Genomic DNA, 13,479 nt, shown 5'->3' with positions numbered 1-13,479 from the left:
CACCTTCAATCCTCGTTATCATGGTAGTCATTATACTATTATAATTGACAACTTGTAATAGGATATTCAAAAGTGCACTATTAGTGGCAGAGCGTAAGAGTAAGGTAGACAACAGCGCTGAAGGAGGATGGACATGGAACGAGTCGTGATTACAGGTATGGGCGTCATCTCTCCTTTGGGAAATGATGTACATACATTCTGGAATGGATTAATTGAAGGTAGATCAGGTGTATCGCCTATAGAACATTTTGATACAGCTTTGTACAAAACCAGAATCGCTGGCGTAGTCCGTGATTTTGATGGTGAAGAGCGTTTTGGACGCAAGGAAGCAAGGCGTATGGATCGATTCGTTCAATTTGCTGTTGCTGCTGCGGACCAGGCTGTATCGCAATCGGGTCTTGTGATGGATGAACTGGACCGTGAACGGGTAGGTGTATATATTGGTTCAGGCATAGGTGGCATCCGGACATTGATGGAACAAGGCAAGGTCCTGTCCGATCGGGGACCTGCGCGAGTCAGCCCAACACTGGTACCTATGATGATATCCAATATGGCTGCGGCTATGGTCAGTATGAGGTTTGGTTGCTGGGGACCGACATTGTCGCCAGTAACAGCTTGTTCCATTGGCAATACAGCTATTGGAGAGGCTTTCCGGGTAATTCGTCATGGCGGAGCTGATGTCATTATTGCTGGCGGGACAGAAGCGGCTGTAACCGAAGTGTCGCTGGCAAGCTTTGGTAATGCGACAGCGTTGTCAACAAGAAATGAAGCGTCCCAATCAGCAAGTCGTCCATTTGATGCGGGAAGAGACGGTTTTGTCATGGCGGAGGGCGCTGGAATTCTGGTTGTTGAGTCACTATCTCATGCACTGGGAAGAGGGGCGAATATTCTTGCCGAAGTGATTGGATATGGTGCCAGTTCAGATGCGTATCATATGGTAGCTACCCACCCGGAAGGAAGGGGGGCATATCTGGCGATGAAAGCAGCACTGAAAGAAGCTCAGATTGAGCCTGAAGACATTGATGTAATTAATGCTCATGCCACCAGTACGGAGGCAGGTGATCTGTCTGAGACGAGAGCGATTAAGCAACTTTTTGGGACAGGTGCCTATGATATTCCGGTCACAGCGAATAAGTCCATGACGGGACATATGCTTGGTGCAGCAGGTGGTGCGGAGGCGATCTCACTTATCCAAAGTCTGCGGCATGGCATCATTCCTCCAACAATCAATCAGGAGCAGAGTGACCCTGAATGTGATCTGGATTATGTACCAAACGAGGCAAGAAGAGCGGAGCTGCGGATTGGGATGTCTAATTCCTTTGGTTTTGGCGGTCATAATGCGGTTATTGTTCTTCAAAAGTATTCATCTTAAGCCAAAAAGAAAAAGCAGCTTTAAGCAGAAAGAAAGCCGTAACCAAAGAAACAGCGCTGCCTGATGGGGCAACGCTGTTTCTTTGGTTACTTATGGATCACTCGTAAACACTGTACCTTGGTTAACGGCCAAGTGGTTGTACGCCTCAAGAAGAGAGAGACGTCGATTCCGCCATGCCTTTGCTGCCCCGATTCAACCAGCTCACACGCCAGCGAGATTGCATGAAGAGAACAAGGAACAGGGAAGCTGCTGCAATCAGGCTAAGAATGACAAAGCCCGGTGTATAGGATTGATAGCTACTGTAGAGTTGGCCGAGAATCAGCGGCAGTGCATATCCGCCCAATCCGCCAGCGGCACCCACAATACCTGTCATCAAGCCAATCTCATTACCGAAACGTTGGGGAACCAGTTGGAACACGGAGCCATTTCCGGCTCCCAGACACATCATACCGAGGAACAGCATGACTACTACAACCGGAAGCGGTGGCATGAAGGATACTCCGATCAACATGATGCAGGCTCCTGTGTACAGGAAAGTCAGCATCCGGGTTCCCCCAATTTTGTCCGCCAGATAACCCCCTACAGGCCGGAAGAAACTGCCTGCGATTACACAGAAGGTGGTAATGTCTGCGGCTCGAACAGGAGAAAGTCCATACTGGGTGTTGAAGAAGATGGTGAGATAGTTACATAATCCAACGAAACCACCAAAGGTTACACAATAGAAGGCACAGAATACCCAGGCATCTTTTTGTTTAAGCAGACTTCCATATTGGGACAATTTCTTGGGTTCAGGCCGGTTAGGGCTATTCTTGGCAAAGAGAGAAAAGAGAATAAATACAATAGCGATTGGTATAATAGCAAGTCCGAACACAACTTCCCAGCTGCCAAAATGCGTAGCCAAGCGATTGGCAAACAATGTCGCGAGTACGGTTCCGCTGTTACCTGCCCCGGCAATACCCATGGCCAGACCCTGATGCTCTTTGCCATACCATTGGCCCGCCAGCGGTAGCGCAGCAGCAAAGGAGGCGCCTGCGACACCGAGCAAGAGTGCGACCACGTACAGTTGGCTTAAGGAGTCCACCCATAACCAGCCGAGTAATAAGGGAACTAAGGTGACGAGCATCCCGATCTGTGCGGTTAGTTTCGGACCGATATAATCAGACATGAAGCCAAGCACAAGCCGCAGGATGGAGCCGCCGAGAATAGGCAATGCGACCAGATTAGCCTTTTCCAGCGGAGTCATCGGATAATCCAATGCAATGACAACTGCGAGTGGACCAAGCATCCCCCATATCATAAAACTGATGTCAAAATACATAAACGCCCCGAAGAGGGTGGGCTTATGCCCGCTTTTCCAAAAACTTTTGCTCTCCATCATCCATCATCGCTCCTCATCCAATTGAGATCTTCGAGATTTGTCTATGTGCTTAATGAGGCAGAAAAAGGCCGCAATTCGTCCAGTTAAGAACGATTTGCGGCCCCGTTGCCGACAGGCGGTACACGTCATTGTGTTCCCGCATCTGAGTTGATCACAGCACTGTGATTTTGATTCAAATTATAATCAAGAGAAAATGTGTATGTCAATAAAAATTACATGGAATTTTGAATAATTCATTTTTGAATCGTTATTCGCATTTTTAATGTTAATTTAGTTGACATTAGATTGAGATTCCCTTAATCTGAATCTAATATGAATCCACACAAAGGCGTGTGGATTCCGGAGGCAACGGTGCCCTTTTCCGAATCATGGAGAAGGGATTTTTCTGTTTATTTTCAGGTGAGAGAGATAGGGGGCAGCCCATGAGCAGAAGTAAACTGGTGATTATCGGGAATGGCATGGCTGGAGTGAAGTGTGTTGAAGAGATCATCGCACTGGAGCCTGATACGTATGAGATTGTCATCTACGGCAATGAACCGCGTCCCAATTACAATCGGATCATGTTATCGAAAGTATTGCAGGGTGAGCATTCGTTACAGGATATCATAATCAATGATTGGAGCTGGTATGCCGAGCATCAAATCCGGCTATGCGCAGGTGAAACGGTGCGCCGAATTGATACCCGAGGAAAATATATAGAGACTGAATCCGGACTAAGAGAAACATATGATGTCCTGATTCTGGCAACAGGGTCTTCACCGTTTATCCCACCGATTCCGGGTATGGATAAAGAGCGGGTCATGTCCTTCCGGACCATTGATGATTGTACGCGGATGTCTGACTATTCCAGAGAATATCGAAAGGCCGCCGTTATTGGTGGTGGATTGCTTGGACTGGAGGCTGCACGCGGGTTACTGCATCTGGGTATGGAAGCTGTGGTGGTCCATAATGCACCTTACATTATGAACCGACAATTGGATCAGAAAGCGGCCGCGATGCTTCAGGAGGAGCTTGAAGACCAGGGCATGTCCTTTCTTTTGTCCAAAAATACGCAGAAAATTACCGGACGATCCCAGGCGCAGGGACTGCTGTTCACAGATGGTTCCAAGCTTGAAGCTCAGGTTGTCATTGTCGCTGTAGGAATTCGGCCAAATGTGGATCTGGCCAGACGAAGCGGAATCGCAACCAATCGGGCCATTATGGTAGATGATTATATGCGCACCAGTGTACCGGATATTTACGCAGTTGGGGAATGTGCCGAACATCGGGGAATCAGTTATGGTCTGGTGGCCCCCTTATACGAACAGGGGAAGGTGCTCGCACGTACGCTCTGTGGACAGGAAACGCCTGAATACAAAGGATCTATTCCCTACTCACAGTTGAAGGTATCGGGGGTTGATGTTTTCTCGGCGGGTGAGATCAGTGGGGAAGGCATGCAGACTGCAATTCAACATCTGGATGGCATTCAAGGCACATATAAAAAAGTGCTGATGCAGGCTGGCAAAGTGCGTGGAGCCATTTTATTTGGAGATACAACCGAAGGAACGGCATTGCTTGGACTTGTGCAACGGGGCGCAGATGTGGCGGAACTGGCTCCGCGTGAAGGGGCTCCGGACCCGGCTGAGATGGCTGCTGCGGCATTACCGGCTCAGGAGACCGTATGTGCCTGCAACAATGTGACCAAGGCTGCGATAATGAAGGCCATTCAGGAACAGGGTCTGGAAACGGCAGATCAGGTGAAGGAGCAGACCAAAGCGTCGGGTTCATGCGGTGGCTGTCGCCCGATGGTGGCTGCTCTGTTGAAGCATACGCATAACCTGAAAAATAATGGGGGTACTGGAGTAGTAGCCACACCGGATAAACCTGCTCCAATGCCTGTATGCAGTTGTACGGATCTTGGCCATGCAGAGCTGAAGGAAATGCTGGCTGACATCGTTGATCGGGAGACAGACCTGCCCTTGATCCTGAAGCAACTGGGTTGGGGAGCGGAGCATGGCTGCACGGTATGTCGTCCAGTGATCCACTATTACTTGCAGGTATCCGGTGGAACAATAGTTGCTCGAGAGATCGAAGGCCACTCAGAGATTCAGGTACGCTGGGATGATCATATTCCACAGTTACTTTATGCAAGGGATGCGGGTGGCTTGGCTGCACAGCTTCGTGCGCGTTGGATCGACGCAGCGATGCCGTCGCCGGTGAATATGGGAGTCGCACCAGGACCCGGGTCATTGGTGAGCGCACTAGTGCAGGATATCGGCTTGCTGGCTTCACCGGCTGGATGGGAGATATACGCAGGCGGTCACGCAGAACATCCGGTCAAGCAAGGTGGCTTGCTCGGGGTGGCTGAAACAGAGATACAAGCGGCAGCACTCGCATCAGCCTGCCTTCAATGGTATCGACAAACCGCTTGGTATGATGAGCCGTTATGGGCATGGACGGAACGATTGGGATTCATGTCGATTCGGGAAACGCTGCTGGATGACCAGTTACAGAAGGAACTTGCAGCTACACTTCAAGCTGATATATAGATGAAAGGCGGGGATGGAAAGATGGGATTATCCGTGAGTTCAGAACCAATAGCCTCCAAGCTCTATGTAAAGGAAACCCAGTGTCCGTATTGCAGTGTGCAATGCAAGATGACTGTTAAAGAACTGGCCGTACCTGTTGCAGGGCAGCGTCGTGGTGAGTATACGGTTCAGGGTGTTCCGAATGAAGCCTCGCAGGGCAGGTTGTGTGTGAAGGGTATGAATGCTCATCAACATGCGCTCAGTGGTCAACGGTTAATGCATCCGCTGATTCGGCGCAATGGCGAGCTTGAACCCTGTTCCTGGGAGGAGGCCATTCAGACCATCGCAGAGCGGTTTCAGGACTTGAGGGATTCATACGGAGCAGATACGGTCGGAGTCTACGGAGGCGGATCTTTGACAAATGAAACAGCCTATCTGCTCGGTAAGTTCGCCAGAGTTGCATTGGGGACAAAATATATCGACTATAATGGACGGTTCTGCATGTCAGCTGCGGCTTCAGCTGGCAGTAAAGTGTTTGGGATGGACCGTGGATTGACGTTCCGTCTGTCCGATGTTCCCAAGGCAGGTTGTATAGTACTCGCAGGTACCAATATTGCAGAATGCCAACCTACCCTTTTGCCATACTTCAATCAAGCGAAGGAGAATGGAGCCTTCATTATTGTTATTGATCCACGCAAGACGGCAACCGCTGCCATTGCCGACCTTCATTTGCAGGTGAAGCCTGGCATGGATGCTCTGCTGGCAGATAGCATGTTGAAGGTGATTATGGATGCCGGATTGGTGGCCCCTCAATTTATAGGCGAACGAACGCATGGATACGAGCAATTAATGCAAGGATTGGCTGATCTGCAGCTCGAACAGGCGGCACAAGCATGCGGGGTTGATCTGGCGCTGATTCGTCAGGCGGCGATGGCATACGGTGAGGCAGAAACAGGCATGATCATGACAGCGCGTGGTGTGGAGCAGCAGACGGATGGGCATATGGCCGTCAGGCACTTTCTCAACCTGGTATTAGCGACTGGCAAAATTGGCCGAGAAGGTTGTGGATATGGTGCCATCACAGGTCAGGGGAACGGGCAGGGCGGACGGGAGCATGGGCAGAAGGCTGACCAGCTGCCGGGCTATCGATCGATTGAAATTGAAGCCGATCGTGCCTATGTGGCATCTGTCTGGGGCGTGGACCCTGCAAGTTTGCCAGGTAAAGGGGTGTCCGCTTACGAGATGATGGAGAAGGTCCATGATCAGGAGATTCGGGCGTTGTTTGTAATGGGCTCCAACCCGGTTGTATCCAATCCCAATGTGCGTTTGGTGGAAGAAGGTCTGCGCAAGCTGGACTTTCTGGTCGTGGCAGACATGTTTCTATCCGAGACAGCGCGAATGGCTGATCTGGTTCTGCCGGTTACATCTTATATGGAGAATGAAGGTACACTGACCAATCTGGAGGGGCGTGTTCTGCTCCGTGAACAGGGGCGGCCTGCGCCGGGAGAAACGCTCGATGATTGGGATATATTATGCCGGGTTGCCGCGCAATTGGGCACAGCTTCTTATTTTGAATATGACACTGCTGAGGATATCTTTAATGAGCTTCGTGTGGCGAGCCGTGGCGGAGTCGCTGATTATTATGGCATTACCTATGAGCGTTTGCGTAACGAGAAAGGGGTATACTGGCCGTGTTCTGCCCTGGAGGAGCAGGGAGAAGGACTACTGTTCGGTGAACGATTCGCTCACCCGGACGGCAAAGCGGCATTCACATTTGAATCCAGCTCGGGATGGAATGATGTATCGCCGAAATTCCCCCTAATTCTCACCAATGGGCGTGTGTTGCCTCATTATCTTACAGGGGTGCAGACACATCGCAGTCCGGCACTGGCAGCTCGTGAATTGGAGAACTTTGTTGAACTTCACCCGGCAACCGCTGCCCGTTATCGTATTCACGATGGAGAGTGGGTCGAGATTGAATCGGTGTACGGAAGCTTCACGGTTCGTTCGCGCATCAAGAACTCGATTCGAGAGGATACCTTGTTCGTGCCAATGCATTGGGGCGGCATTCAGAACGTGAATCGGGCCACCAGACCAGAGCTAGATCCGTTCTGCCGAATGCCTGGGTTCAAGACAGCAGCCGTAACCATTCGACCGTTGCGATTGGTCAGATGATTCATGCAGGTTTCAGTTTATAAAGGTTCTCAGGCGTCATAAACTGTTCTAATGTTAGCTTAGCGGCTGCGCAGTCCATAATTATATGAGACTGTGCGGCTTTTTTGCGTATATGTACGCAAGTAGGTCATAGTTCCGTGGTTCCACGTAAACATGAGGATTGGCTCATGAATATGGCTTGAATTTTAGTTATGATGTTCATTAGGGGTACATATGTACGTATTTTTGAATTTGTTTTGAGACAGATCGTCATTTCGAGTTTAGGTTATTACGCATCGTGGTATAGATATCGGGGCTTATGGAAGCTTCTTCAAATAGAGCAGGACAAAGGAGGGAATGCAATGAACGTATGGATAACGGTAAAAAGTCTGGGCAAGCGCAAGCCGGTACTTGCCAAGCAAGCTGCCGAACTTCCGGAAACAACTCATACGTTAAGGCAGCTCATTGAGAACATGGTGGCTCTGCAAGTAAAAGCGCTTCAGGACAAGAAGCAACAGGCTGAATTGCTCGCCTACCTGATGCCGGATGATATTGAGGCGCAGGGAGCGGCGGGGAAAGTCGGGTTTGGCGCAGTATACAATGAGGGCGTTCCTGATCTGAATGGTGCGATGGAGACAGCGATAACCGCCTATGAGGATGGATTGTACAAAGTGTTTCTCAACGATGAAGAATTGCAGGAACTGGACAAGTCAATGGTTATACAAGACGGAGATAACGTGGTGTTTATCCGTTTTACAATGCTTGCCGGACGTCTGTGGTAGAGAGCGATGAAGGAGGAGAATAGGATGAATCATGAAGATCAAGAACAGGTGTATATGGATGAATTGCAGGAAAAAGCAAAGTCGTTAACAGGGGTACAGCTTGAGCTGGCGGGCTATGTTGTGGAGATCGCCGGGTCTACGTATTTGCGTGGAGACGAAAAGATGTTTTTGAATACTGATAAGTTGCTTGGAAGACTGGCTGCAGAAACGCAGAAACCACTTTTCCAGCCACTATTGGATGTTCTCCAGCATCTGGCGAGCGAGTCATTGGTTGCACGATTCCGTTATATCGCAGAGCGTACGACTTGTTTCCCATACAGTAACAACTATGAACGCCGGCCTTTCCGCACATCCGATCCGGAACAGCATGTAGCACAGGTTGTTCGCAAACTGATGGGATTGTTCCGTATGGAAATGAAAAATTTCTCCCTGAGTGAATATGTGTCACTTCGTGAGTACAAGCTGGATTATTTGCATGAGATCCGTTGGGTTCTGGCGGATTGTATCGCTTATGAACTGGATCATCAGGGCGGAGATATGAAGCAGGCGCTGCACGATATTATATATGGTGACAATCAGACCGCATTGTTAACCCATGAAATGATCAAAGGTATATTCATGAGCGATCAGGCGGATGCCTATCAGATGGTGGGCGAGCTGCTCGTTGCAGCAAGGTTGCAGGAAGGGCTGCGCCAAAGTATTGTGGAGCGGATGGATGAGGGGACACTGGAAGCCTATGTTTACATATTAAAAATCATTATCGACAACAACCTGATTCGTTTCAGTTCCGTGGTGAGAGCGCTCGCTGTATGGACAGGAATCGGCATAGAAGCAGCCAATCAGCGTGTTGCCGCACAGCTCATTGAACAGGCCTATGAGGCGCTTGTTCAACCAGAAGTACGCGAGGCCTGGCAGCAGGAAGCAAACGCCAACAAACTCTTTATCAGCCTGTGGGCGACAGCGGTCATTGAAGAGAATGAATTGAAGAGCAAGATAATCGAGATTATGGATCAAGGTCAGTTATATCAGAAGATTGTTGCCCAATACGTGCTGGCTAACAGCCAAAACAGAGAGCTTCGTTTGCACATTGCACGTCGTTATCTGGAGGCGCAGGATACCGAGTTGATGCACTGGATTGTGACCAACTATGATGCGATGTATATGTACAACTGGAGTTTCGAGAATGGAGAGAATCAGCGTAGCGTCTACGTGTGGCCATTGCCTGCTCTTGGAGATAAGGCCTTGCGGCGTCAGGACTTTGATCGATTCAAACAGATGCTGGCTGCCATTCCGAAAGGCGGCTCAGGTGGACCATCGGGTGTACTTGAGTATGTTCACTACCGGATTGATATAGATGATGTAGTGAAGAAAATGTTATATCTGGCCGCCTATGATATGGACCCGGAATGGATCGGGGAGGTCATTGCAATCAAGGACCGATTGAGCCCGGAACTGCGCGGAGAGCTGTTGTCCCAGTTTGTTCAGCATCCTGAGAATGAGGTGCAAAGACAGTTTGTGTTTGAGAGTTTGTCTGATAAAAGCATTACTAATCGGGAGAGTGCACTCGCCAAGGCGAAGCTGCTCACGTTGACGGTTGAAGAGATGAAACAGATGGAGGCATTGATGAAGCTCAAGACAGGCTCACTTCGTCAAAAGGTCATCCATGTATTGTTACTGCAACCCGTGGACCAATTGACGGTTTCACTGAAACAACTTTTGCAGGCCAAGAGTGAACTGCAGCGTTTGGGTGCGCTCGAATTGTTGACCGAGATTGCGGCAGATCCAGAGCGGACGGATCAGCAGGAGGCATTGCAGCCATTAGCGCAGCTGATTGAGACACCAACCGCGAAGGAACAGAAGCTGCTCGACAAGCTGACGGATCAGGGGAGTCGCTATACAGCCGCTAATGGGTTAGGTTTATTCAATCCGAAGCGAAGTGAGCCATTGCTGGATGAGAAGCGTGACCTCGAAGGCCACAGTCCGAAGGATATCTTTACACTCTCTCTGGATAAGACCAGACCATTCCTGGAGGGGCTCAATGAATTGGTGCATGGACACAGGGATTATGAGTATGAAGTGGAGTACTACGCTGGCTACAAAGACACATTGTTAGTCGGAGCGAGTCTTCGCTCCAGGGTTCCGTATGCAGAGCGCAATGAGATGAAGCAGCTTGATCAGTTTCCGCTTCATGACGTATGGGAGAACTATATTCAACATGCCGGGTTCAGCAGTGTGGAACTGATGCAGCTATACATGGTTGTACAGCTCCGGGAGTTCAATGGCAATTTGAGCGATTTTTATAGTTATTTCCGTGAGCAGTATGACTATGACGAATTGCAGAAGATTCCGTTATTGGAAGGCTGGCGCAAGTCGTTTGCCGAACAGATGTATCCTCTGGATGACATCGAAAAGCTGCAGCAGATGCTGGATTCGTTGACGTATAAGGATCAGGTAGTGGCGCTGATATCGGCGGCATTTCTAGATAGCGATCCGCTTGACACGTTTGAAATAGCTGAGAAAACCTGGGCCTCCATCATCGCGAGTATGCCTGCTGATCGACTCGAGAAGGAGTCAGGCATGCTTCATATTCTGACTGGACCTTGGAATTATGTAGTTCGTGGCAAAATCCATGATGATAACAGCTTCAAACGTTTCTTCCAGACAGCTTACCAGTTCACCAGTCTTGTAGAGAGTAGTCAGCCGCTGTCTTTACTGTCACTTGAAGATTTCCTGCGTGCGTACCAGTTGAACCTGATTGATGATCAGGAGATATATCGACAGGTGCTGGTCGGTGGGAATCGTCTGTTGTTTATTCGGGACTTAACTTCCACTCGTACAGAAGTGATCGCGAGTGATCCAAAGCTTGTTCAATTGCGAGATGCGGTGGTCGATCGCATTCTGGAGATTGAGTTGACCCGGGGAGAACTCTCTACAGAAGTAAGCACACTTGCCATGAAACTGGATCGAATTGAAGGCATGGAACACTGGGTACATCTGGTCTCTGCAATGGATCAGGATACATTTGTCCGTGGATATATCTATAGCTATGGAGACAACACAACACGTAAAGAGACGTTCAGCTATCTGATTCAGAATTGTCATCCACGGGATGGAGAAGACGAGAAGCAACTTGGAGAATTGCTCCAGAAGTATCCGGTGAATGAGAAAAAATTGCTGGAAGCAGCCATGTACGCACCACAATGGATGGAGATTGTTGCGAAACATCTGGGATGGGAAGGTCTTCGCAGTGCAGCCTGGTACTTCCATGCTCATATTAATGAACGCTTTACTGCGGAGAAAGAAACCATCGTGGCCCACTATTCTCCAATCTCATCACAGGACTTTAATGAAGGTGCGTTTGATATTGCTTGGTTTGAAGAGGCCTATGCTGCTGTCGGGGAGGAACGGTTCAATCTCTTATACGATTGTGCCAAATATATCTCTGGCGGAGCCAATCACCGCAGATCCCAATTGTTCGCAGATGCTGCACTGGGCAAGCTTCGATTGGACGATATGCGTGAGTCCGTGTCAGACAAGCGAAACAAGGATCATTTGTTAACCTACAGCCTGATCCCATTCGCGGCTAATCGGGAACAGGATCTGCGTGAGCGATACGACTTCATTCAGAAGTTCCTGACGCAAAGCAAACAATTCGGTGCACAACGCCGTGCCAGTGAAGGTGTGGCATCGCAGATTGCACTGGGCAATCTTGCTCGTAATGCAGGTTATGCCGATGTTACGCGGCTGATGTGGGACATGGAAGCACGTAAGTTGGATGAGATGAAATCCTTCTTTGAACCTCATGCATTGGATGCTGACACGACAGCACAATTGGTTATTGATGAGGAAGGCCAACCCGAGATGGTTATCGTTAGCAAAGGCAAGACGCTCAAATCTGTACCTGCCCGGTTCAAAAAAGATGGATATATCGCTGAACTTAAAGAGCTCAAATCGGATCTGGTGGATCAGTATCGCCGGGCACGACAGGAACTGGAACGTTCGATGACTGCTGGTACATCCTTTACACGTCAGGAAATTGCCAGTCTGATGCAAAATCCGGTCATACAACCGCTGGTAAGAACACTTGTATTCCAGTCAGGTGACAAGACTGGACGATTCGATGTATCGTCCAGTGGTTTGGTTGCTCCAGGGCCGGAGGGTACGATCCAGGCACTATCGGAACAGGATCAACTGTTGATTGCTCATTCGCTTCATCTGTATCAGAGCGGAAGCTGGAGTGAATTCCAGCGGGATCTGTTCACCCGTCAGGAGCGTCAGCCGTTCAAGCAGGTATTCCGTGAGCTATATCTTCCTAACGAGGACGAATTGGCTAATGGTACGGTGTCTCGCAGATATGCCGGGTATCAGATTCAACCGAAAAAAGCAGTAGCTCTGCTTAAAGGTCGCCAATGGACTGTCAGTTATGAAGAAGGTCTGCAGAAGGTAAGCTATGAGCACAATCTGATCGCGAATCTATATGCCATGGCGGATTGGTTCTCACCGGCAGATACCGAGGCACCTACCTTGGAGACGGTGCAGTTCTACGATCGCAAGAGCTACAAACCTGTAGCGCTGCAAGATGTGCCGCTGACGTACTTCTCGGAAGTCATGCGTGATATCGATCTGGTGGTCAGCGTTGCACATGTGGGAGGCGTAGATCCGGAAGCCAGCCTGACAACAATTGAGATGCGCCACGTCATTGTGAACGAGTCGTTGCGTCTGCTGAAGATCGACAATGTACGTCTGGACGGGAATTACGCACGGATTGATGGTGAATTGGGTGAGTATGCTGTTCATCTGGGTAGTGGCAATGTGTTCAAACAAGCTACAGGTGCACTTCATATCGTACCGGTGCACAGTCAGCATCGGGGTCGAATCTTCCTGCCATTCCTCGATGAAGACCCGAGGACGGCTGAGATTCTGTCCAAGGTAATGTTGCTTGCCGAAGATAAAAAGATCAAGGACCCGCAGATTCTTGCACAGTTACAGAACTAGGAAACCAGATGTGGGTATGGACGCAGATTCGTTTCGGTATGCATTACCTTCCCAATCTGCCACAATCTTTCGCTGGATTGCGTAATTGGTAGTAGGATGTTGACTTAAGATTAGCCATTATGGGTACAGATTGAGTAATGGACATGGTAAAATACATGTAGAGTTATTTCAAATTTGATGTATCAAACAAGTCCGATCTTAGGATCGGGCTTTTACATAACCTTTTACTTTTAATAGAAAAGGAGAATACGTTGGACATGTTAGTCGTTGCATATCGGGAACAAGATCATG

6 protein-coding genes are annotated in these 13,479 nt (G+C 49.2%); 5 read left to right on the top strand and 1 reads right to left on the bottom strand.

Translation table 11 applies throughout. From position 1 onward, the window contains the following. Positions 1 to 133 precede the first annotated feature (133 nt). On the top strand, positions 134 to 1,372 hold the full coding sequence (gene fabF / locus QVE09_RS19600) for a beta-ketoacyl-ACP synthase II (protein WP_315938131.1): 1,239 nt from the start codon (positions 134 to 136) through the stop codon (positions 1,370 to 1,372). Positions 1,373 to 1,517: 145 nt separating this feature from the next. Here the strand turns inward: fabF and QVE09_RS19595 are convergent, their stop codons facing one another. Beyond that, positions 1,518 to 2,747 (bottom strand): nitrate/nitrite transporter, encoded by a 1,230-nt coding sequence (locus QVE09_RS19595; protein WP_315938162.1) that lies wholly within the window; start codon positions 2,745 to 2,747, stop codon positions 1,518 to 1,520. A gap of 425 nt (positions 2,748 to 3,172) precedes the next feature. On the opposite strand from QVE09_RS19595, the gene nirB reads away from it, so the two are divergent. From nirB to QVE09_RS19575, 4 genes are all read left to right on the top strand, one after another. Further along, positions 3,173 to 5,278 carry a nitrite reductase large subunit NirB gene (gene nirB, locus QVE09_RS19590; RefSeq protein ID WP_315938130.1) on the top strand — a complete coding sequence of 702 codons (2,106 nt, stop codon included), beginning with the start codon at positions 3,173 to 3,175 and terminating at the stop codon, positions 5,276 to 5,278. Between the two features lie 21 nt (positions 5,279 to 5,299). After that, positions 5,300 to 7,432: an assimilatory nitrate reductase catalytic subunit NasC gene (nasC, locus tag QVE09_RS19585; protein ID WP_315938129.1), complete on the top strand. Its 2,133-nt coding sequence runs from the start codon at positions 5,300 to 5,302 to the stop codon at positions 7,430 to 7,432. 341 nt (positions 7,433 to 7,773) lie between these two features. Beyond that, the gene (locus QVE09_RS19580; RefSeq protein ID WP_315938128.1) at positions 7,774 to 8,193 is read left to right on the top strand and encodes a hypothetical protein; all 420 of its coding nucleotides are present in this window, start codon (positions 7,774 to 7,776) and stop codon (positions 8,191 to 8,193) included. Positions 8,194 to 8,217: 24 nt separating this feature from the next. After that, positions 8,218 to 13,188, top strand: coding sequence for a DUF4132 domain-containing protein (locus QVE09_RS19575; protein ID WP_315938127.1), 4,971 nt, complete (start codon positions 8,218 to 8,220; stop codon positions 13,186 to 13,188). Positions 13,189 to 13,479 lie beyond the last annotated feature (291 nt).

The sequence above is a fragment of the Paenibacillus sp. ClWae2A genome, assembly GCF_032452295.1.
Taxonomy (GTDB): domain Bacteria; phylum Bacillota; class Bacilli; order Paenibacillales; family Paenibacillaceae; genus Paenibacillus.
The sequence above is the reverse complement of the archived record's forward strand: the minus strand, read 5'-3'. Positions and strand labels throughout refer to the sequence as shown.

Bases quoted from the DNA above. Each gene is read 5' to 3' on its own strand.
- fabF (WP_315938131.1), top strand. From the start codon at position 134: ATGGAACGAGTCGTGATTACAGGTATGGGCGTCATCTCTCCTTTGGGA.
- QVE09_RS19595 (WP_315938162.1), bottom strand. From the start codon at position 2,747: ATGGAGAGCAAAAGTTTTTGGAAAAGCGGGCATAAGCCCACCCTCTTC.
- nirB (WP_315938130.1), top strand. From the start codon at position 3,173: ATGAGCAGAAGTAAACTGGTGATTATCGGGAATGGCATGGCTGGAGTG.
- nasC (WP_315938129.1), top strand. From the start codon at position 5,300: ATGGGATTATCCGTGAGTTCAGAACCAATAGCCTCCAAGCTCTATGTA.
- QVE09_RS19580 (WP_315938128.1), top strand. From the start codon at position 7,774: ATGAACGTATGGATAACGGTAAAAAGTCTGGGCAAGCGCAAGCCGGTA.
- QVE09_RS19575 (WP_315938127.1), top strand. From the start codon at position 8,218: ATGAATCATGAAGATCAAGAACAGGTGTATATGGATGAATTGCAGGAA.